Source organism: Herpetosiphon sp. NSE202 (genome assembly GCF_042688385.1).
Taxonomy (GTDB): Bacteria; Chloroflexota; Chloroflexia; order Chloroflexales; family Herpetosiphonaceae; genus Herpetosiphon.
In genome coordinates, this window is the sequence record NZ_JBHUPY010000001.1 from 464,820 (window position 1) to 485,118 (window position 20,299).

Below are 20,299 nucleotides of genomic sequence, written 5' to 3' on the forward strand. Positions count from 1 at the left end.
TGTGGCTTCAACGTGGCGTGTTTAAGCTATTGAGACCGCTCCCAATTGCCTGAACTCAAGCGTTTGTTGAATGGTTAGGAGGAAGGAGAGTGATGCAGTAGTGAAATGAGATCGCTCCCAAACACAGATTGTTATGAAAGTAAAAATATCGTAAATGATTCATTGCAACTTGTCAAGCGTAAATTTTAAAAATTTTTTAGATTTAGGTTTAGGCTATTAGAATGGTATAAAACCCTACTACACCACTATAAAGAAAACTAAAAGACTAATTTGGCAAAGTTCAGCTTGACAAAATACATAAGATCTTTTATCCTCTCCCCAAGACTTCTGAGACCGGTTCCAAAGTAATTTAAATCAGTTTGTGGGGTTTCACCGTGGAACAACTCACGATTCGTCAAATAGCCCAACTTGCGAATGTTTCACGTTCGACCGTTTCGCGGGTAATTAATAATCATCCCAGCGTACGGCCCGAAGTGCGACAGCGGGTGTTGGAAGTTATTCGCGAACAAGAATATGTTCCGCAGGCAGCCGCACGCAGTCTGGCAAGCCGCCGAACCAATGTGGTGACCCTGTTGATCCCACGCAGCTCGGCAGTGATCTTCACCGACCCATTCTTCCCTTTAATTATTCAAGGAATTACCGAAACCTGTTCAGAACGGGATTATTCGGTGATGCTCTCGATGGTGACGGGGCTCCAAGAACGGGATTTCTATCAGCGGGTATTACGCAGTCGGATGACCGACGGTCTGTTGATGCTTTCGAGCGATATTGATGACCCAGTGTTGCCCTTGTTGATTAACGATCAAATGCCGTTGGTCTTAATCGGCGAACACCCCTATATGCAACCAATGTATACCGTTGATGTAGCAAATCGGGCGGGCGCAGTGCTGGCAGTCAATCATTTATTGCAACTTGGCCATCGACGGATTGGGGCAATTACAGGCCTACTTCAGATGAAAACCGCCATTGATCGACGTGATGGCTACAAGCAATCGCTGTTGCAAGCTGGAGTCGCAATCGAGCATCAATTGATGATTGAGGGCGAATTTACCCAAGAGGGTGGCTATGCTGCAATGCGCCAATTACTGAGCCTTGAGCATCGACCAAGCGCTGTCTTTGTGGCAAGCGACACCATGGCGTTAGGAGCCTTACGGGCTATTTACGAGGCCGGTTTACATGCCCCGCATGATATTTCGTTGATCGGCTTTGACGATGTGCCAGGCGCGGCCTACACAACCCCCGCCCTGACGACAATTCACCAACCGATTCAAAAACTCGGAAGTACCGCCGCTACGATGTTGCTTGACCATCTCGAAGGGCGACCACCGCTTCAGCAACACATCCGTCTCTCACCTTCGTTAGTCTTACGCCAATCGTGCGGACCACGGGTCTCCTAAACAGAACCCGCCGGATTCACTAGATCGCATGGTCTGATCGAACACGGGAGTTTTTGGGAGCGATCCCAAATGCGTTCGCATTGGACACTGATGTTCAACCCACTCAACGCCGGAATCAAGGAGGATTCGTATGCAACGCTCACGCCGTCCGTTTATTAATTGGCTGACCCTCTTAACTCTGATCTCAATGATCTTAGTTGCTTGTGGTGGTGCTGAGACCGCTCCCACTGCCACAACTGCTCCAGCTGCAACCGCAACGACTGCGGCCCAAGTTGAGCCAACCGTTGCGGCAACCGCCGAAACCGCAGCAACCACCGAACCAGCAACCGCTGAGCCAGCTGCTGGCGAAGTAACCTTGAAGCTGTGGCACATGCCAAACGGTGCTGCTCCAGCAGACGCTATCCAAGCAGAAATTGATGCTTTCGAAAAAGCGAACCCAGGCATTAACGTTGAGCCAGAAATGCTCGACTGGGGTGCAGCATTCCAACGCATCCAAACCTCGGTCCAAGGTGGCGAAGGCCCATGTATTACTCAATTGGGTACGACCTGGAACCCAACCTTTGCTGCAATGGGTGGCTTGCGCCCATTCACCGCTGAAGAAATTACCGCCATGGGTGGTAGCGATAGCTTCGTAGCCGCTTCATGGGCAACCTCACAATTGCAAGGTATGGAAGGCACGTTCTCGATTCCATGGTTTGCTGATGTGCGCGCTTTGGCCTATCGCAAAGACTTGTTGGAAAAAGCTGGCTTGAAGCCAGAAGATGCCTTCAAGGATTGGGCTAGCTTCAAAACCACCTTGGCTACCATCCAAGAACAAAATCCAGATGTTGCTGGGATCGCTTTCCCAGGCCGCAACGACTGGAACGTTTGGCAAAATAGCTCAATGTGGATCTGGAACAGCGGTGGCGATTTGTTGAGCAGCGACCTCAGCGAAGCAACCTTCAACTCAGATGCAGCTGTGGCTGGCGTTTCAGAATTTGCTAACCTCTACAGCAGCAAATTGACCGTCACCAACACCTTGGAATTGAACTCAGCGCAAGTTGATGCCAGCTTCGGCGATGGCCGCACCTTTAGCGCCATCACTGGCCCATGGTTGATCAGCAATGCTCGCACTGCTGCTGACGCTGGTGGCTGGACCAACCGCGACGTGGCCGACAACTTGGCCTACGCCGAATTCCCAGCAGGCCCAGGTGGCTCATACACCTTCGTTGGTGGTAGCAACTTGGCCATCTTGAAGAGCTGCGAAAACGTCGAAGCCGCTGTCAAGTTCGTTCAATTCTTGGCCGCTAACGAATCACAATTGCGCTACAGCCAAGCTATCGGGATGTTGCCAGCAACCAAGACCGCTCAAGCAGATGCAAGCATCGCCAGCGATCCGTTGTACAGCGTGTTCATCTCAGCTGCCGCTAAAGGCAAGACCTCAGCACCTATCGCTGAATGGGGTCAAGTTGAGAGCGTTCTCAACGAACAACTTGGTTCATTGTGGGACGATGTAGCAACCGCTGGCGGCCCAGTCAGCGCTGAAGTCGTCAAGACCCGCTTGGATCAAGCTGCTCAAACCGTCAACGAATTGTTGGGTAACTAATCGGACTGATGCTGGGATGCAGGCGGCTTGCTGCTTGCATCCCAGTAGCGACAGCATCCACGCAATGGAGCGACGTTTATGGCTCTGGCACCAAAAAAAAATAAACTCTCATTGTGGCAACGGATTCGGCAAAACAGCCTAGCATATAAATTTATCGCTCCAACCATTGTAGCGATGCTGGTTGTGCACTTGATTCCGATTGTGCAAGGCTTGTATCTTTCACTCCTCGACGTTCGCCTTACCACCCTGACCCTCTACCTCAAAGCTCCATTTGTTGGGCTCAAATACTACATCGAAGTATTCAATGCGATTTTTGGCATCGGCGAAGATGGCACAAGCTCGCGGGTAACTGGCCTAATTAATGCAGCCTCAAATACCTTAGTTTATACAATTTGGACGAATATTGGCACGCTGGGCGTGGGCTTGATTCTGGCCATGTTGCTGAATCGTAATTTCCGCTGGCGCGGGATTGCCCGAACCTTGGTCTTGTTGCCGTGGGTTGTCCCTACCTTCGTCACTGGCACGATTTTCAACTTTATTTGGCTCGAACAAGGTGGACTTGCCAATCGCATTTTGCTTGGCTTGAACATTGTTGATACGCCAATAACTTGGTTGATTGGCCCTAACTCGCTGTATGCCTTGGTCATTGCCACGGTTTGGCGCGGGTTGCCCTTCACCACCATTATGTTCCTCGCCGCAATTCAGGTGATTCCAACCGACTTATATGAGGCGGCCTCACTTGACGGCGCAAATGGCTGGCAGCGCTTTCGCCACATTACTTTGCCCTTGATTAAGCCGATTGCTGCAACCCAAGTGTTGTTTGGCTTGATTAATGGTTTCTACGGCGGCTATAATATCGCTGTTCAAATGTTTGGCGGTGGTACCGGTTTCGCAGGCGAATATGCCGACTTGCTCGTACCAGCAATTACGCGCCAGACATGGGAACGTCACCTGTATGGATTTGGCTCGGCAGCCTCGGTGATTCTGATGGGCATGCTGTTGATCTTTGTTGGCATTTGGTATCGTACATTCCGCGATAGCTTGCGGGCTGAATAAGGAGGCCGTTTATGGGTGTTTCGCTCAGTAAAAAGGCCGAATCGGCCCGACCAGCACGCGCGACGATCAATTACAAAGCTTGGTTATTTGATCGTGGTGGCGATATTCTGCTGCTGATTCTGATTGCCTTTATGTTGTTGCCAATTCTCTTCTTGATTCTTGGCTCGTTCAAATCACGCGATGAATTTGCTGCTGCTAGCAGCTTCTTTCCTAGCGAATGGAAATTTAGCAACTACAACGAAATGTGGACGCGGGTTAAATTTGGCACTTATTTTAGCAATAGCTTAATTATTTGTGGCATTACGACCCTCGTTGTAACCATTTTGGCTTCGATGTCGGGCTATGCCTTGGCCCGCTTTCGCTTCCCTGGCTCTGGTGGGTTTAGTATGGCGATTTTGGGAACCCAATTGGTGCCTGGCACCTTGTTCCTAATTCCGTTGTATATGACCTTCCTTTGGTTAAAAAATAACCTTGGCATTCCTTTGATTGGCACCAATTTTGGCGCGATTGTGCTGTATGTTGGCTTCTTTTTGCCAATCTCACTCTGGATTCAACGCAGTTTCTTTGCGACGATTCCAATCGACTTGGAAGAACAGGCCATGGTCGATGGGGCAACCCGCTTCCAAGCCTTCTTGTATATTATTATGCCGTTGGCTGGCCCAGGTGTCATTTCAACTGCAATCTTTGTGTTCTTGACCGCGTGGGACGAACTGTTGTTCGCCTGGATCTTGAACGTGCAGACGATTCCGGTCGGGATTCGCCAATTTACGGGCGTTGCTGGCTCGCAAAATCGCTACGAGTTGCTTTCGGCAGCGTCGGTGGTGATTATTCTGCCAGTTGCCGCGATGTTCTTCCTTTTACAAAAGCGATTTATCGCTGGCCTTACCGCTGGCGCTGTCAAATAGATTTATTTTCTCACCAACCGGGACAAAGGCGTGCAGACTTTGGCGTTGCTGAGGTCTGCACGTCGCTTTGTTATTTATCGAGCAGTGTTTGGGAATCGCACCCAAACATAGGAGCACAGGATCATGACCGAACAACGCCACCACCCCTCAATTCCTCTCGCAGCGTGGCAACGCCCGCTTGGCCTCGATTATCCGAATGCGGCGATTGCCGCCCACGATCATGGGCCAATCATTGACGATGGTGTCTTTCACGGTTTGCCAATTGGTGGCATGGGCAGCGGGGCGATTGGCCGTAACTTTCGCGGCGATTGGTCGCGCTGGCATTTAGAAGTTGGCAAGCACGTTAATCGCAGCGTTTGGCCCAACCAATGGAGTGTTTTTTGGCAAACCGCCAGCAAACAAGCAGCCCAAGTGTTGTGCACAACTCAACCAGATGGCGATGAACTCAGCACGTGGAATTGGAATTATCCAGTTGGCGCTGGCAAGTATCATGCGCTATTTCCCCGCGCTTGGTTCGATTATCAACACCCAGATTGGCCGCTTGAATTGGTGCAAGAGCAATTCTCGCCAGTTTTGGCTGGTAATCTCAAGGAAAGTAGCTTCCCAGTTGGTGTGTTTACCTGGCGCGTGACCAACCGTGGCAGCGAAACAGTGCGCTTGGGCTTGATGCTGACCTGGGAACATACCCGCGCAGTAGAAGCGGCAGGTCTGACGTTGCAACGCCAACACAACGCATGGCACGATGGCAATACAACTGGCGTAACCTTGAGCCAAACCAGTGACCAAGCCTTGAGCAGCCACAATGGCACCTGGGCTTTGGCTGTGCAAGCGCCAGAAGCTGCCAGCGTCAGTCAATGGACGTGTTGGGATGTTGCCCAAGATGCAGCCGCGTTGTGGCAAGATTTTGCCAGCGATGGTCAATTGGCCGAATATCCAACCAGCCAACAGGTTGCCGCCGACCAACGCAGCGCAACCGCAATTGCCGTCACCCTCGAACTTGCGCCCGGCGAAAGCGCCGTGATTCCGTTCAGCCTCGCTTGGGATTTCCCAATTGTCGAGTTTGCTGATGAAAGCCGCTGGTACAAGCGCTACACTCACTTTTGGGGCACAAACGGCGATCAAGCTCAAGCTTTGGCAAGCGCTAGCTTGACCAACGCCGATGCTTGGCGCAAGGCGATTGAAGCCTGGCAAAACCCAATTCTTAACGACGATCAACGGCCACAGTGGTATAAATCTGCTCTTTTTAACGAACTTTATTATTTGGTTGATGGTGGTACGTTGTGGGTTGATCGTGCGGTGGGCGAGCCTGAACCTGCTGAGGATTCAGTGGGCTTGTTTAGCTACCTCGAATGCTACGATTATCCATTCTATGGCACGCTCGATGTGTCGTTTTATAGCTCGTGGAGCATCTTGGCCTTGTGGCCAGAGCTTGAACGCGGCGAAATTATTGCCTTCTCCAAAACCGTCAACGATGCTGATGATACCGTCGTGACGATTGTGGCAACCCAAGTGCAAGCGATTCGTAAAGCAGCGGGAGCCTTGCCTCACGATCTTGGCGCGCCCAAAGAGCAACCATTGATCAAAACCAATGCCTACGACTTCCAAGACATCAACAATTGGAAAGATCTCAACCTCAAGTATATTTTGCGCATCTATCGCGACGTAACCTTGTGGAACGATCAAGCCATGCTTGAAGAAACGTGGTCAACGATTCCGACCGCCTTGGAATATGTGCACCAATTTGATAGCGATGGCGATGGCTTGCTTGACCATAGCGGAGCCGACCAAACCTACGATACCTGGGCGATGAGCGGCGCTGCGAGTTATTCCGCCAGCTTGTTGATTTGTGCTTTGGAAGCAGCAATTCGCTTGGCCCAACGGATGGGCGAGCAAGTGCAAGCCGACACGTGGAGCGAATGGTTGGCAGCAGCCCGCCAAAGCTTCGAAACCAAACTTTGGAATGGCACCTACTTCCGCTATCACACTGCTGATACCGATTTGCGCGAAGTGATTATGGCTGATCAATTGGTTGGTCAGTGGTATGCAGGCGCAATTGGCTTGCCAGCGGTCGCACCACACGCCATGATTCGCTCGGCATTGCAGACGGTCTATCGTTTCAACGTCATGCAATATGCCAATGGAACCTTGGGCGCGGTCAATGGCATGCATCCAGATGGCACGGTTGATACCAGCTCCAACCAAGCCAGCGAAGTTTGGAGCGGCACAACCTATGCAATCGCAGCCATGATGCTACAAGAAGGCTTGGATGTCGAAGGCTGGCAAACCGCTTGGGGAGCCTATAACGCCACCTATAACGAACTTGGTTTGTGGTTCCGTACACCAGAAGCATGGGGCGTGGAGCGAACCTTCCGCGCCAGCATGTATATGCGGCCACAATCGATTTGGGCAATTGAGCATGCCTTAGCTGTGCGTGCCAACAAAGCCTGATTAGCGGACAAGCCTCGCTTGTCGAACCTCTTCGCGTCGCCTTGACGCAACCATGCTTCAAAACCACGCTGGATTCTGGCCCAGCGTGGTTTTGCGCTTACCAACGATCAACCATATCTTTGGCTTCTTTCAAGCCCAAATTGGTTGCTTGACGAACGAGTTTGATCGCCTGAATTTTGTTGCCTTGGCGGGCGATGGCTTGAGCTTCGCGCAGTAGATCGTCTGGTAAGCCTTGAGCTTGAGGCATAGCACGATTTGCACTCATCAGCTGGCTTGGGTTTTCGCCGCGTTCAATCATCTCGACATAATCTTTGGCTTCTTTGAGGCCAAGGTTGGTTTGCAGTCGCACTTGCTTAATCGCTTCGATCTTTTTGCCTTGGATCAATAAGCCTTGAATAGCTGCTTGATCGATTGGTTTGGAATCGAAGCCAGTGCTAAATTGAGCGCTTGGATTTGAATCAACGTTTGGTGTGTGGACTGGATTGATTGGGGTCTGATTGAGATTAATGCTGCTGCTTGGACGCTCGGAGCGTTTGCTCCAAATCCAAATCGTTAATCCAATCAAGACTGCTAAGCCAATCCACCAAATTTCATTTGGCATAATAGTGCTCCATCTACTTAATCGCTTTCTATCAGAGTGTACGTGAATTGATGATCAATGCAAGGATTAGGCTTGCTTTTTGATTCACGAAGCGCACGAAGGCGAGGAGGCTATGTCGAATGGTTCATTGGATTGGTAATCAGTTGCATGCCCTCACCCCCAGCCCCTCTCCCACTGAACGCGGGCGAGGGGAGCCGACCATTGTTCGCCAAGGAATTGCGGCAGAACCATAGGATTAAAGCCCCTTGCCCGCGCCACGGGAGAGGGGTTGGGGTGAGGGGACCTTAAACAGCCAAAAGCCAAAAGCCTAATTCCCTATGTTCTATGCCCTATGTTCTCTGTTCTGAGTATAATTGAACCAATGGTTTATTGAATGTAGGAGGCTGCTGATGCAGATCACTATTACCTTTTGCATGTATTGAAACTACACCCCGCGTGCTGTCAGTTTGGCAGCCCAACTGTTGGACATTCATCGTCAAGCGATTCAGCAACTGAGCCTCGTTCCATCAAAGGGTGGCTGTTTTGAAGTTGAAGTTAATGGGCAATTGCTCTATAGCAAACTTCAGATCGAACGCCATGCTGAGGCAGGCGAAGTTGAGGCCTTGATCGCTGCCTATCTCGACCAACAAGCCTAAACCGCTGCTGCAAGCCTACTTGCGGCATGCAGCGGGCTTGCAGCTTTCACAGGGCCAAATCCGCATGCTATAATCGCAGCCACACCATACTAAGCAAGGAGTTTCCCGTGTTGGTTTTGATCACAGGTTCCAGTGGGCAGATTGGCACCAATTTGGCGCTACGCCTTCTCGCAGATGGCCATGAAGTGTTTGGAGTTGATCAACGGGTCAACACGTGGACAAAAGCCTTTGAGTATGTGATTCAGGATTTGGGCGCACCCTACCGCGATTTTGAAGGCGGCATTGGCGGCGTGCCCTATCCCAAGCCCGATGTCGTGGTTCACTTGGCGGCCAACGCCAAAGTTCACGAATTGGTGACCTATCCGCACCGAGCGTTGGAAAATGTGATGACCACCTACAACGTATTGGAATACTGTCGCCATCAACAAGTACCAATCATTTTTAGCTCATCACGTGAAGTCTATGGTGATATTCATCGCTACTTAACCGAAGAAGCCCAAGCCGACTTTGTGTATACCGAAAGCCCATATTCAGCCTCAAAAATCAGCGGCGAAGCATTTATCTATTCCTATGCCCGATGTTACAACCTGCCCTATTTGGTTTTTCGTTTTTCGAATGTCTATGGGCGCTACGATAACGACATCGAACGTATGGAACGGGTAATTCCCCTGTTCATTCGCCGCATTCGCGACGGCCAACCTGTGACCGTCTTTGGGCGTGAAAAAACCCTCGATTTCACCTACGTCGACGATTGTGTCGATGGAATTGTGCGCGGAATCGAGCGGATTGTCAGTGGCCACGTTGCCAATCAGACCTTTAATTTAGCCTATGGCGAAGGCAATACCCTGGTTCGTATGGCCGAATTGATCGCCGAGGCGTTGCAAATTGAAGCAACGATTAACGTGCAACCGTCAAAACTCGCCGGTGAAGTCACCTACTATGTGGCCAACATCGGGCGAGCACGCCAACTCTTGGGTTACACGCCCCAAGTTGCTTTAGCCGAAGGCTTACGGCGAGCTGTCGCGTGGAACATTGCGTGGGATGAGGAACAGCGGCGATGACAGAACGATCACGGCAACGCGGCCATCGACAGCTGCAAACGCTGGCTAGCAAACGGATTCAAAATCGGCTTTTAGCGCTTTCGCGGATCATGAACGATATTATGAATGTTGATGATCCTGCGCGCTTAATCACCGCCGCTAGTGCCCAATTGCGCCACGTTTTAGCTGTCGATGCGATTGCAGTGTGGTTTTATAGTGCTACTTCACATCGTTACCTGCTAAGCCACTTCAATAGTGCAAGCCACGAGGATTTTAGCGCCGACGATCGCGAGGCTCTTAGTGCCTTGCAAGTGCGCAGCGGCGAGGCGCTGGCTGGCCGCGTAATCAGCGAAGGCCATGCAATTACGGCCCGCAACGTCGATGAATATCGGGCCATGTTTGGGGCGTTGGGTCGTCGCCGCGAGGCGCTTTTCAACCGTTGGCGAGCCTTATTGCCCATTTCGTTTCAAGTAACTGCGTTTACCTTGGGCGGCAATGGCCGACCCAGTGGCGTAATTGAGTTTTTTTGTAGCAAACCCAGCCTCAACGCCAATTCGGCAGCGTGGTTGCAACCAACCCTCGATCAACTTGGTTCGTTGTTGCAGTTGGTGCGCCAACAGGCAGATGCCCGTGGCCAGCGCCGCCGCTTGGCTGCGCTCGATGCAGTTGTGACGGCAATCAGCACATCATCCGATTTGCCCGACTTGCTGAATGTGGCCTTGTTGGTGGTGATTGAGGTCGTCAGCGCCAATGGCGGGGCGATTTGTTTGGCCTCGCCTGGTGGCCGCAGCATGTCGTTGGCTGCCCAACACCAACTTCCGCCACGTGAGGCGCTGCTGCTTGGTTCGAGCCAAGCCAATAGCGTGCTCGAAGATGTGGTCTATTATGGCCAGCCAACCTTGCGCCCAGTCATCAGCACCAGCGATCTTGGCGAGGATATTATGGGGCGGGCGGCGATGCCACTCTTGGCGGGCGGCACAATCGTCGGCGTTTTGGTGTTGTATGGCAATTACCAAACTCTCGCCACCAACATCGATTGGCCTTCGCTGGTGTCGATGGGTTCGCAAATTGGGATCGCGATTGCCAATACTCGTTTATATGAAGAAAGCCAGCGCGAACGTCAACGGCTGGGCACGGTGATCGAATCGATTGCCGATGGGGTGGCGATTTGTAACGGAGTTGGCGAGTTGATTCTGGCCAACGAAACCGCCGCCGGTTTGTTGGAAATTTCGATTTTGCCAACTATGGCCACGAGCAGCGAGGCAGGTGCGCGCTACCTCGATGGCAGTGTTGTTGAAGCCGATATGTTGCCGTTTGCCCGCGCCTTGGCGGGCGAAGTTTTTCGCGATTATCGCTTGATTGTGCCTGGCAGCCAAGATCAAGATGTGGTGCTGAGCTTTAGCGGTGCGCCTTTGCGCCGTTCAGTATTAATTGATAGCGGCGATACTTCGTTTGATGGCGCGGTGATTGTGTTTCGCGATATTACCGAGCAACGCCGTTTGGAAGAGGCCAAAGATGAGTTTTTGGCGGTTGCTGCCCACGAGTTACGCTCGCCATTGGCCGCAATCAAAGGCTATAGCGATTTGCTGCTGCGCCGCGAGTTGAAGCAAGCCACTGAAGGCCGCGATTTACGGGGCTTTATCACGCTCAGCCAGCAAGTTAATATTATGGTGCAATTGGTCGATAATTTGCTTGATGTGTCGCGAATTGATGCTGAGCGCTACACCATTCAGCTTGATGCTGTTGATTTGGGCATTTTGCTTGATTCAGTTGTGAACCAAGCTCGCCAAACAGCCAACCATCATACCCTACATTTTGAACAACTCAACCATAGCGTCGTTTATGGCGATTCGCTGAAATTGCGCCAAGTTGCCACCAACTTTTTGACCAATGCGATTCGCTATAGCCCGCAACAAACTCAGATTTGGGTGCAGGTGTTTAGTGATGAACATTTTGGCTATGTGCAAGTTGATGATCAAGGGCCGGGCATTCCCCAAGCCCAACGCGAACGCTTGTTTGAACGCTACTACAGAGTGCCGGGGATTCGGCGCACCGGCTCAAGCACCGAAGGCTTAGGTTTAGGCTTGTATTTATGTCGCGAAATTATTACACTGCACAATGGGCGGATTTGGGTTGATAGCGCACCGAGCGGCGGCGCACGCTTCTGCATCGCCATCCCGCGCTATATTCCCGAAAAACATGAAACCAACACCACCCAAACCACCCTCGATCTCGATGCATTTTTATTCTCGCCCCAACCAAGCCGGAGGAACGATGAACAGTAGTGTCATTGCAGTGTTACGTCGCGTCGATATTTTTGCTGGGCTGAGCGATCTTGAATTGAGCCAGATTGCCCAGCTTTGCAAAGTTGCCAAAGCCAAAAAAGGCCAAATTATCTTCCGCGAAGATAGTGATGGCGACGATTTGTATGTTGTGCACGATGGCGCGGTGGAAATTCAAGTGCAGACTCGCGGCTCCGACGGCCAAAGTCGCTTATCGACGATTAACACCGCTTACGAAGGCCAAGCGTTTGGCGAAATTGCCATGCTTGGCGGCGGCAGTCGTTCGGCCACAGCGGTTGCCAGCATGAACCCAACCACCTTATTAGTGATCAACGGGCCTGAGCTTTCGGCGCTCTGCGATACCAATACCGCGATTGGCTACCGCATTATGCGCAATTTCATCAACGATATGATCTACAAGTTGCGCTCAGCATCGTTGCTACTGCGCGGGCATATCAAATGGCAAGATAATCAATTGAGCCAAATTGAATAATTAGGTATCTGCAATTGAGGATCAAAAAACGCGTGGTAACTCCTACCACGCGTTTCTTTTTTGGGGTTTCGATATTATTGCTTGGGGAAAAATTCTGCTGAGCGCTCGGTTGCAGGCGGCTATTGAGAATCATCCCCAGTCGCCCGTTCAGAAAGCGAGTTTTATGCGGTGCTGCCAGTTCTTGTTTATGGCTCGGAATACCATGGTGCTTGACTTGTATCCCCCATCGAATCCCCCTCGACAGCGCATCTATGGATGGAGTATACTCGTCGTCGAGATGGAAGAGAAGCTAGACTAATTCCCCTTTTTGAATCAATCCCTACCTGACAAAATCTCTAGCCTCCCATCTCAATCGCCCCATTATTGTATGGGTGCAAGGGGTCTCTTCGTGGGCTAATCAATTAATGCATACCCTCTTCATTCAGGCTGAGAAACGCGTGCAAAACGTGTTACTGGATGGCAATGGTTGGCGGCTTGCTGCGACTCGGCTTAAAGGATTCTGTATGAAACGTTATCTATGCTCAGTTCTTGGCGCGTTGGTTCTGGTTTTTGGGGGATGTGGGCCAAGCCAACCTGATCCAACGGCTCAAGCAATTACCTATCGCCTTGCCAAAGAAGGTGAAGGAAGGCATTTTGGTGATGATGCAAAAGTCTACCTTCCCAAGAACTGTTTCGATCTGCATGAATCAATCACCATGCAGATCACCTTGCAAGCAGGCAACATCGATCTTGATCTCACGAGGCTCTCATTCATTGTAAAAGGTCCGCTCTATCCCGATATACCGCAACGCTTTGTCTGGAATCCTCCCACAGCAACGATACTTCGGGTCGGTGATCCAGCACAACAGTACGACTGGACACTTCCCGATCTCGAACCTGGGATGTATATGCTCGTGATTGGCGATTCAACCAGCGAAAAAATCACACGGATGGAGTTTGGTGTCACCTATCTGCGGAATTTCTATGATGTCAATATTCCATGTAATCAACTCGAAACAGAATAACCATCGCAGTTCGTCAGCGCATGGTGAGAAGTTATGCTTATTTCAATCACTCTGCTTTTTGTTGTAATCGCCTTCGTGATTTACTTGCGCACGCTTCGGATTCCCTAACACTACTGATGAATATATGCTTTGCGCCTCTGCGTTAAAAGCTTATTTGGTTCAATACTGCTTCGTGCGCTTCGCGTCCTTCGCGGTTTCAGTGGCTAATTCTGGTGACTGGCCCCCTAAAACATTCCCTCTTCGTGTCCTTCGTGCGCTTCGTGCGCTTCGTGGATCAAATTTGTGGTACGCTCCATAATTAACAACCCATCATAAAGAATTTTTTCTATGGCCTGCTCAAGACTTGCTCCTAGCATACTTAATACTGGAACACTAGGAAGCTTCCAATCAAGCCGATTAAATCTCCATTGGCCCTGCATAATAGAACCATTCGACAACACAAAAATCGATGCGTTATTCTGGGTTGGGTAGCTGATTGGCCAATTGGGGCAAGCTGTAGGCGCGTATGAAGGATATAGGGATGCGTTTGCCAAATCGTTGCTTCTGTTAAAGCCAGCGCACGATAGGGATCAATGCTAAGTTCAATCTCTGATGAAGTCCATTCAAATATTCCATCGAGTGTATCTGTCAGTTCAAATGCCGTATCATGCCAAGCGGCGGTCGTGAAAGCACATCCTCCATAGCTTGCCAATAGGGCCTCTGCCGCCGGAAACAGCGGATAGTGGTGCGTCGCCAAGGCATCGAGCCATGGCGTTGGATCGCGATCTATCGCAGGTTTCCAGTTGGCAGAGGCCATGATCGTTTGTAGAACAGATGGAAACATAGATTTCGCTCCTAGGGATAATAATAATAGGTTGCTTGTTCAATAAGCCGATTAAGCCCATCACTAAGCGTTTGACCGACGAGCCGCAACATTGGCTTCCGACTATTCTCTCCCGGAACACCATAATATTTTCCAAGCAGCACCAATCCATCCGCAGTCAACAAGATTGTTGCATCGTTATCATAGGAACCAATGGGGCAAATCTGCCGTTGTTGCTGCTTAATAAACGGATGCTCAAGCCAACCAGGCGCTGCTTCATCATCACAATGTTGGGCATTGGCGGGAATAAAATCTTCAAACAGCCGATTGCGATCGAAAATATAGGGAATTGTATCGTGATAATAGAGCGGGGTTTCACCTGCTTGAGCAGCAGCGATCCGCGTTGTTAGGCCACCAAAGCTGGTCAAAAAGGCTTCAGCCAGCGGAAAGCTGGGATAGGTGGCGTGGTGAATTGCCGCCAAGTGCGCTGAAGGATCAATCTGGCGCGTCGGAGTCCAGCCAAAAAGCTGATAACCGGTGGTTGCGATCGGGGTTAACTGGATATTTAAGCTGTGATTAGGTATCAAAGGAATTAATCTCCTTGCCTGCTAAAATGTCACGAATATCGTCATGGCCTTCAAAGAAATCGTGCATAACATCCATGAAAAACGCAACATCAACGGGGATGGGCGGGCGGCTCATAGCGATCATGATACAGACGACGAAACAGGTAAAAGCGAACCGCAATCAACAATCGGCGCGTAATCTCATTTTCCTCATTCCGAATCGCTTCATCGAAAGCATGGCCATTAACAGTAAACTGGCGAATATCACGTGGCATAGCATTCCATCCTTATAGCTAATGATGTTCATGGATAAAAATACTCGATACCAATGCCCAATCAGAGCTGAACTTTGAACAACCAAGGTTGCTATCCATCAGTATACTTGCGACAACGTTATTGCTTGCGATGTAATTGTTTATTGGATTGGCGACCACGTGTATACCTCGCCATCTATGCTTTGTTCCTCTGCGTTAATGAATGATGCTTTTTTTCGCCACAAATAATTATTTTAGCCACAGATTGCACAGATTGTTTTGATTCTTCTCCTAGCACCAAAAGCCCATAGCCTAAAGCCATCGTTCCTCTGCGCCTCTGCGTTAAAAGCTTACTTGGTTCAATACAGCTTCGTGTCCTTCGTGGATCAAATTTGTGGTACGTAACTTGCGATACTGCTCAGTAGTTTGCATTAGCCTAGTTGAAGGAGTTCTATATGGCTACTGAGAAAAATGTGCATCAAACTGAGCGCTTGCTTTCGGTAGCAAGCGGCAGCGCACTGGTTGCATTTGGGATTATGCGACGGCATCTGCCAGTAAGTTTGGCAGCAATTGCTGGCGGCGCACCGCTCTTGTGGCGCGGCTTGACTGGCCATTGCCCAGCCTATAGCGCTCTCAATATCAATACTGCTGGCCAAGCAGCTGAATCGACGTGGAGCAAGCCTGCTGCCCCAACAACCCCACGGATTCCGATTCCAACAAATCACACTAATTCTGATCAGGCAGGCGTTGATCAAGCCAAAGCGATCAGCGTTGAACATACCGTAACGGTTGAGCAGCCAGTCGCCGAGGTTTTTCGCTTCTGGGGTAATTTCGAAAACCTGCCCAAATTTATGCACTATCTCAATAGCGTTAAGATGTTTCAAAATGGCACCAGCCATTGGGAAGCCAAAGCACCGTTGGGCCTGAGCATTTCGTGGGATGCTGAAATTGCTGATGCCAAGCTCAATGAATATATTGCTTGGCGTTCGTTGCCCAATTCAACCTTGCCTAACCAAGGACGCGTTGAATTTACTGCCTTGGGCGATGAGCAAACCGAGGTTCGGGTTAAGCTCGATTATCAACCACCAGCTGGCGCTGTTGGCGAAGCAATTGCCAAATTGTTTGGCAATGATCCCCAAAAAGCGATTACCGAAGACCTCGAACGCTTCCGCAAGGTGATTGAAGACGAAGAGGAACGCACGGCGGTGAAGTCGAATGTGGTCGGTGAAAAGCCTTCTGCCAATGACCCACAATACACCGAGCAATTGAAGGTCGAAGCTAAAACCAATAAAGAAGAGTCGTTGGAGAATGAAGATAAAGCGGTTGATACCAGTTTTCCAGCCAGCGACCCGCCAGCAACCTGGTAGGATGCGACGGTTCTAGGCGTTAAGAGCAGCGGCTAACTCCTAGCCGCGCCTTGCAATACGAGAGCAACCATTACGGTTGCTCTCGATAATTTAAGCAAGTTTTTTTTCGTAAATCCGGTAAGTTTTGGAGCGCCGCCCGCCAAGCCCAACCCCCATGAATTGACCACAAATTATGCCAAAACCACCAAACGAAAAGCCCCTCGCCCGCAACGTGGGAGAGGGGTTGGGGTGAGGGACTTTGATCAGTTTAAGCAAGCTTTTTTTCGTAAATTCGGTAGGTTTTGTAGCGCCGCCCGCCAAGCCCAGCAATTGTATTGTTCATCACATCGTTGTTTTCGAGAATCCACGACATTTCGGCTGTATGATAGCCGCGCTTGAGGCCAGCGTTGCGTACTTCGCGATAGAACACTGCATCAATTCCGCGCCGCCGATATTCGGGCAGCACGCCCATAATCAAGACCCGCATTTGGTTGATTTCGCGTTTATGCCGCAGCATTGTGAGCCAGCCAAAGGGCAATAAGCGTCCATTGCTGTAGCGCAAGGGAATGTTAATATCGGGCACGGCGATCAGTAGCCCCACCATTCGCCCCTGATCTTCGGCCACAATCATCACTTCGGGGTCGAGAAAGGGCTTGAAGCTATAGGCCAAATGGCGAAATTCGGCCAGCGTCATATGAATTGCGCCCCAATTGTTGGCCCATGCCTGATTGTAGACATGCCAACCAGCCTCAACTTCTTCGCTAAAGCGCCGCATATTGAGTTTGCGAAAGGTTAGACCAGTTTGGGCTTGAGCCAAGGCTGCCACCCGCTCGATCTTCACGCCACGGCCTTTTTCGGCGTAGCTCTGTTGATCAACAACCCACGCATACAAATCAATCGCCTTGCCAAAGTCCGCTTGCTCAATATACTCAACATAACGCGGCGGATTGTAGGTCATCATCATCACGGGCGCTAGCTCAAAACCTTCGATCAGCAAGCCACATTCATCATTGATTGAAAAATTCATTGGGCCGCGAATTGCCTTGTAGCCGCGATCGCGCACCCAAGCGCAGGCAGTTTGCAGCAGGGCAGCGGCAGCTTCGGGGTCGTCAAAAACCTCGAAAAAGCCAAAAAAGCCAATCTGCTCGTTGTGGGTGCGATTATGCAGAAAATTGATGTGGGCTGAGATTGTGCCAACAATTTCAGTGCCGCGTTGGGCGAGGAACAATTGCACATCGCCATGGGCAAAAAAGCCACCATGTTTGGGGTTGAAAAAACGCTCGCGTTCGAGCAACAACGGCGGAACCCACAAGGGATCGGGGTTCGCGCCACGGTAGACCTGCCAAGGAAAACGAATAAACTGCTGCCGCTGTTTGGCATTGCGCACGGCTACAATCTGCAACGGCACCATTGATCAACCTCAAAAATGCTAGGCTTTGGCTTTACGCCGTTTTGGCCGCACTAAATCATACGAATGGCTAATCAAGGCCAAACATTCTTCGTCGGGCACGCTGCCATCAAGCACAATCGTGTTCCAATGGCGCTTGTTTAAATGATAGCCAGCAGTAATCGCTGGATATTGTTCGCGCAACATTTCAGCCCGATCGGGATCGCATTTTAGGCTAATGCTGGCTGATTCGCCTTGGGTCAACAAGGCAAACATTTTGCCGCGTTCATCGCCAATTTTAAATACTAATGCCTCAGGCCCAAATGGATAATCTTCGACCACATCATCGAGACTTAGGCAATAGCTGCGAGCTTGGTCATAATCAACGTGGTTGCTCATTGGCTGGCTCCTTATCCTGCGTTGCTTGATCCTTCGGTTGCTTTTTTTGTTTGGGGGCTTCGCCATTGACCGCATTCATGGCTTTGGTTATGCCATCACGAATGCTCAATTCGCAGGCTTCAACCGCGCGATCGTATAACTTTGGCAATTCTTCGCGCTCGGCAGCGTTCCAATTGCCCAGCACGAAATTGATCACTTCCCAGCCTTCTGGCGGGCGACCAATCCCAAAGCGCAAACGGGCAAATTTTTGAGTTCCGAGCAATTGAATAATCGAATTCATGCCGCGCTGGCCACCAGAACTGCCTTGGTTACGCAGCTTAATCGTGCCAAACGGCAAATCCAAATCATCATAAATAATCAATAATTCGCTGGCTGGATCGATTTTGTACCAATTAACCAAGCCCACGACCGATTTGCCGCTATCGTTCATAAAGGTTTGCGGGCGAGCCAAAGCGACGCGCTGACCATTAATATTGCCCTCGGCGATCCGGGCATCGGCGCGCTTGCCATCGAAGCTCAAGCCATGGCGGCGAGCAAATTCAGCCACACATTGAAAGCCCACGTTATGCCGATTATTCAGATATTTTTCGCCTGGATTGCCCAGCCCAACAATTAAAAACATGACATCCCCACGACAGGTTTGGTTAAAATCGCGATATACTACACGCAATGCGCCACCAATGGCGCAGGCTGAAGCATTGTACCATAGGGAAGTATGCGCATTCTACGTTTTATGATTGTGGCACTAGCGTTGCTGGTGCTCCTGCCCAACCGCGCTTTCGCGGATAATCCAACCGAGCAAGTGTTAATCGACGAAGTGCGCGGCGCGTATCGCGTTGTTGCTACGCTTGCCCCCAATCCACCAGCTGTTGGCGATGCCTTGTTGCGGGTGGTGATTACCGATGCCGCCTCGGGCCAGCCTTCGCCGCTCAATTTGGTGCAGCTGTATGCAGCGCCCGAAAGCATCGGCCGCGAAGAATTGTTTATTATGGTGCCCGAAAATCAAGATCGCAACGCTGGCCGCTACACCAGCGAACGCCTGCGCTTTACGATCAGCGACCAATGGAATTTGCGCTTGATCTTAGGCGCGCCCGAAGGCGAGATGGTTTTTACCAGCAAGGTTCAAGTCGATTCAGTATTTAAGGCGATTGGCGAGGCGGCAGTGATTGCCGTGCCAGCAACTTTGGTTGCGTTGGCAGTGGTGTTTATTGGCTATAAAATTTGGCGCAAAAAACGCCAAGCAGCCAGCTAATGCTGCCCGCCAACATCCAACACAGCCTTGAGCAACACTTCGCCGCCAACATTCGGCCAATCAAGCCAATCTATGGCGGCGATATTAACCATGCAGTCCAAATTCAAATTGGCCAGCAAACGGCCTTGCTCAAATGGCGCGCAGCCAGCCAAGGATTTTTTTGTGGCCGAAGCCGATGGCTTAACATGTTTGGCAGCGGCCAATGCCTTGGCTGTACCAGCGGTTTTGGGCCTGAGCCAAAGTTGGCTGGTGCTCGAATGGTTTGAAGCTCAAGGCCGTTATCAGGCTGGTGATCTTGGCGCTGGCTTAGCGCAATTGCATCGTACTCTTGGCCCAAGTTTTGGCTATTCACGAGCCAATTTTATTGGAGCATTGGCCCAGCCCAACCAACCAAGCGCTAACTGGGCCGAATTTTGGCGCGATCAACGCTTGTGGCCGCAGGTTGAATTGGCGGCTCAAGCAGGCCGCATGCCTAACCAACGCCAGCACCAATGCCAGCGTTTAGCCGATCAACTTGATCGTTTGTTGGCGCATCAGCCGCAACCAAGCCTTGTGCATGGCGATTTATGGGCTGGCAACGTGATTACGACCAATGCAGGCCAGCCAGGCTTAATCGATCCAGCGGTCAGTTACAGCGACCGCGAAACCGATATTGCCTTTGCTAGCTTGTTTGGTGGCTTTGGCAGCCAATTTTTGCCAGCCTATCAGGCTATGTGGCCGCTGCCGAGCGAGTATCACGAGCGCCAGCCGCTCTATCAATTGTATTGGTTATTGGTGCATTTAACTCTGTTTGGCGAGCAATACGGTCGCCAAATTGATCAGATTTTAAACTATTATAATGGTTAAC

Annotated in this window: 20 protein-coding genes and 1 pseudogene; 14 read left to right on the plus strand and 7 right to left on the minus strand. The window is 50.7% G+C overall.

Going from position 1 to position 20,299, the window contains the following annotated elements; all coding sequences use genetic code 11:
* The first annotated feature begins 374 nt into the window (after nt 1-374).
* The 5 genes from ACFMKP_RS01920 to ACFMKP_RS01940 all read left to right on the plus strand — a co-directional run bounded on the left by ACFMKP_RS01920 (nt 375) and on the right by ACFMKP_RS01940 (nt 7,391).
* Nucleotides 375-1,397: a LacI family DNA-binding transcriptional regulator gene (locus tag ACFMKP_RS01920; RefSeq protein ID WP_204755899.1), complete on the plus strand. Its 1,023-nt coding sequence runs from the start codon at nt 375-377 to the stop codon at nt 1,395-1,397.
* Between the two features lie 130 nt (nt 1,398-1,527).
* Nucleotides 1,528-2,982, plus strand: a complete 1,455-nt coding sequence (locus tag ACFMKP_RS01925; protein ID WP_382288572.1) for a sugar ABC transporter substrate-binding protein — start codon at nt 1,528-1,530, stop codon at nt 2,980-2,982.
* 78 nt (nt 2,983-3,060) lie between these two features.
* On the plus strand, nt 3,061-4,038 hold the full coding sequence (locus tag ACFMKP_RS01930) for a carbohydrate ABC transporter permease (RefSeq protein WP_204755901.1): 978 nt from the start codon (nt 3,061-3,063) through the stop codon (nt 4,036-4,038).
* A gap of 11 nt (nt 4,039-4,049) precedes the next feature.
* The gene (locus ACFMKP_RS01935; RefSeq protein WP_382288575.1) at nt 4,050-4,943 is read left to right on the plus strand and encodes a carbohydrate ABC transporter permease; all 894 of its coding nucleotides are present in this window, start codon (nt 4,050-4,052) and stop codon (nt 4,941-4,943) included.
* Between the two features lie 123 nt (nt 4,944-5,066).
* A complete protein-coding gene (locus ACFMKP_RS01940) occupies nt 5,067-7,391 on the plus strand; it encodes a GH116 family glycosyl hydrolase (RefSeq protein WP_382288577.1) in 2,325 nt (774 codons plus the stop codon).
* A gap of 97 nt (nt 7,392-7,488) precedes the next feature.
* Here the strand turns inward: ACFMKP_RS01940 and ACFMKP_RS01945 are convergent, their stop codons facing one another.
* Entirely contained in the window at nt 7,489-7,992 is a 504-nt protein-coding gene (locus ACFMKP_RS01945; RefSeq protein WP_382288579.1) for a ribosomal protein L7/L12, read from the minus strand.
* 434 nt (nt 7,993-8,426) lie between these two features.
* On the opposite strand from ACFMKP_RS01945, the pseudogene ACFMKP_RS01950 reads away from it, so the two are divergent.
* From ACFMKP_RS01950 to ACFMKP_RS01970, 5 genes and pseudogenes are all read left to right on the plus strand, one after another.
* A pseudogene (locus tag ACFMKP_RS01950) lies at nt 8,427-8,627 on the plus strand (Rdx family protein); the annotation flags it as partial.
* 107 nt (nt 8,628-8,734) lie between these two features.
* On the plus strand, nt 8,735-9,688 hold the full coding sequence (locus ACFMKP_RS01955) for an NAD(P)-dependent oxidoreductase (protein WP_054535107.1): 954 nt from the start codon (nt 8,735-8,737) through the stop codon (nt 9,686-9,688).
* On the plus strand, nt 9,685-11,952 hold the full coding sequence (locus ACFMKP_RS01960) for an ATP-binding protein (protein WP_382288582.1): 2,268 nt from the start codon (nt 9,685-9,687) through the stop codon (nt 11,950-11,952). The genes ACFMKP_RS01955 and ACFMKP_RS01960 overlap by 4 nt, the downstream gene beginning before the upstream one ends.
* Nucleotides 11,942-12,442, plus strand: a complete 501-nt coding sequence (locus ACFMKP_RS01965) for a cyclic nucleotide-binding domain-containing protein (protein ID WP_382288584.1) — start codon at nt 11,942-11,944, stop codon at nt 12,440-12,442. Before ACFMKP_RS01960 ends, ACFMKP_RS01965 begins: the two co-directional genes overlap by 11 nt.
* Nucleotides 12,443-12,945: 503 nt before the next feature.
* The gene (locus ACFMKP_RS01970) at nt 12,946-13,446 is read left to right on the plus strand and encodes a hypothetical protein (protein ID WP_382288586.1); all 501 of its coding nucleotides are present in this window, start codon (nt 12,946-12,948) and stop codon (nt 13,444-13,446) included.
* A gap of 358 nt (nt 13,447-13,804) precedes the next feature.
* On the opposite strand, the gene ACFMKP_RS01975 is transcribed toward ACFMKP_RS01970, so the two are convergent.
* The 3 genes from ACFMKP_RS01975 to ACFMKP_RS01985 form a co-directional block, all read right to left on the minus strand.
* Nucleotides 13,805-14,269: a hypothetical protein gene (locus ACFMKP_RS01975; protein ID WP_382288588.1), complete on the minus strand. Its 465-nt coding sequence runs from the start codon at nt 14,267-14,269 to the stop codon at nt 13,805-13,807.
* 11 nt (nt 14,270-14,280) lie between these two features.
* Nucleotides 14,281-14,835, minus strand: a complete 555-nt coding sequence (locus ACFMKP_RS01980; protein ID WP_382288589.1) for an SUKH-3 domain-containing protein — start codon at nt 14,833-14,835, stop codon at nt 14,281-14,283.
* An 89-nt stretch (nt 14,836-14,924) separates the two neighbouring features.
* A complete protein-coding gene (locus tag ACFMKP_RS01985) occupies nt 14,925-15,089 on the minus strand; it encodes a hypothetical protein (RefSeq protein WP_382288590.1) in 165 nt (54 codons plus the stop codon).
* Between the two features lie 434 nt (nt 15,090-15,523).
* On the opposite strand from ACFMKP_RS01985, the gene ACFMKP_RS01990 reads away from it, so the two are divergent.
* The gene (locus ACFMKP_RS01990; RefSeq protein ID WP_204755916.1) at nt 15,524-16,435 is read left to right on the plus strand and encodes a YgaP-like transmembrane domain; all 912 of its coding nucleotides are present in this window, start codon (nt 15,524-15,526) and stop codon (nt 16,433-16,435) included.
* 247 nt (nt 16,436-16,682) lie between these two features.
* On the opposite strand, the gene ACFMKP_RS01995 is transcribed toward ACFMKP_RS01990, so the two are convergent.
* The 3 genes from ACFMKP_RS01995 to pth are packed head-to-tail and all read right to left on the minus strand — an operon-like array spanning nt 16,683 to nt 18,822.
* Complete coding sequence (locus ACFMKP_RS01995) at nt 16,683-17,825, minus strand: hypothetical protein (protein ID WP_382288592.1); 1,143 nt, start codon at nt 17,823-17,825, stop codon at nt 16,683-16,685.
* Nucleotides 17,826-17,843: 18 nt separating this feature from the next.
* On the minus strand, nt 17,844-18,200 hold the full coding sequence (locus tag ACFMKP_RS02000; protein ID WP_382288594.1) for an MmcQ/YjbR family DNA-binding protein: 357 nt from the start codon (nt 18,198-18,200) through the stop codon (nt 17,844-17,846).
* Entirely contained in the window at nt 18,184-18,822 is a 639-nt protein-coding gene (pth, locus tag ACFMKP_RS02005; RefSeq protein WP_204755919.1) for an aminoacyl-tRNA hydrolase, read from the minus strand. Before pth ends, ACFMKP_RS02000 begins: the two co-directional genes overlap by 17 nt.
* 93 nt (nt 18,823-18,915) lie before the next feature.
* Here pth and ACFMKP_RS02010 point away from each other — a divergent pair, with 93 nt between their 5' ends.
* The 3 genes from ACFMKP_RS02010 to ACFMKP_RS02020 are packed head-to-tail and all read left to right on the plus strand — an operon-like array spanning nt 18,916 to nt 20,298.
* Nucleotides 18,916-19,452 carry a hypothetical protein gene (locus ACFMKP_RS02010; protein WP_382288597.1) on the plus strand — a complete coding sequence of 179 codons (537 nt, stop codon included), beginning with the start codon at nt 18,916-18,918 and terminating at the stop codon, nt 19,450-19,452.
* Nucleotides 19,452-19,718: a hypothetical protein gene (locus ACFMKP_RS02015; protein WP_382288599.1), complete on the plus strand. Its 267-nt coding sequence runs from the start codon at nt 19,452-19,454 to the stop codon at nt 19,716-19,718. Before ACFMKP_RS02010 ends, ACFMKP_RS02015 begins: the two co-directional genes overlap by 1 nt.
* A complete protein-coding gene (locus ACFMKP_RS02020) occupies nt 19,615-20,298 on the plus strand; it encodes a fructosamine kinase family protein (RefSeq protein WP_382288601.1) in 684 nt (227 codons plus the stop codon). The genes ACFMKP_RS02015 and ACFMKP_RS02020 overlap by 104 nt, the downstream gene beginning before the upstream one ends.
* Nucleotide 20,299 lies beyond the last annotated feature (1 nt).

Coding starts and splice junctions, on each gene's coding strand:
- ACFMKP_RS01925 (WP_382288572.1), top strand. CDS start 1,528: ATGCAACGCTCACGCCGTCCGTTTATTAATTGGCTGACCCTCTTAACT.
- ACFMKP_RS01930 (WP_204755901.1), top strand. CDS start 3,061: ATGGCTCTGGCACCAAAAAAAAATAAACTCTCATTGTGGCAACGGATT.
- ACFMKP_RS01935 (WP_382288575.1), top strand. CDS start 4,050: ATGGGTGTTTCGCTCAGTAAAAAGGCCGAATCGGCCCGACCAGCACGC.
- ACFMKP_RS01940 (WP_382288577.1), top strand. CDS start 5,067: ATGACCGAACAACGCCACCACCCCTCAATTCCTCTCGCAGCGTGGCAA.
- ACFMKP_RS01945 (WP_382288579.1), bottom strand. CDS start 7,992: ATGCCAAATGAAATTTGGTGGATTGGCTTAGCAGTCTTGATTGGATTA.
- ACFMKP_RS01960 (WP_382288582.1), top strand. CDS start 9,685: ATGACAGAACGATCACGGCAACGCGGCCATCGACAGCTGCAAACGCTG.
- ACFMKP_RS01965 (WP_382288584.1), top strand. CDS start 11,942: ATGAACAGTAGTGTCATTGCAGTGTTACGTCGCGTCGATATTTTTGCT.
- ACFMKP_RS01970 (WP_382288586.1), top strand. CDS start 12,946: ATGAAACGTTATCTATGCTCAGTTCTTGGCGCGTTGGTTCTGGTTTTT.
- ACFMKP_RS01975 (WP_382288588.1), bottom strand. CDS start 14,269: ATGTTTCCATCTGTTCTACAAACGATCATGGCCTCTGCCAACTGGAAA.
- ACFMKP_RS01985 (WP_382288590.1), bottom strand. CDS start 15,089: ATGCCACGTGATATTCGCCAGTTTACTGTTAATGGCCATGCTTTCGAT.
- ACFMKP_RS01990 (WP_204755916.1), top strand. CDS start 15,524: ATGGCTACTGAGAAAAATGTGCATCAAACTGAGCGCTTGCTTTCGGTA.
- ACFMKP_RS01995 (WP_382288592.1), bottom strand. CDS start 17,825: ATGGTGCCGTTGCAGATTGTAGCCGTGCGCAATGCCAAACAGCGGCAG.
- ACFMKP_RS02000 (WP_382288594.1), bottom strand. CDS start 18,200: ATGAGCAACCACGTTGATTATGACCAAGCTCGCAGCTATTGCCTAAGT.
- pth (WP_204755919.1), bottom strand. CDS start 18,822: ATGTTTTTAATTGTTGGGCTGGGCAATCCAGGCGAAAAATATCTGAAT.
- ACFMKP_RS02010 (WP_382288597.1), top strand. CDS start 18,916: ATGCGCATTCTACGTTTTATGATTGTGGCACTAGCGTTGCTGGTGCTC.
- ACFMKP_RS02015 (WP_382288599.1), top strand. CDS start 19,452: ATGCTGCCCGCCAACATCCAACACAGCCTTGAGCAACACTTCGCCGCC.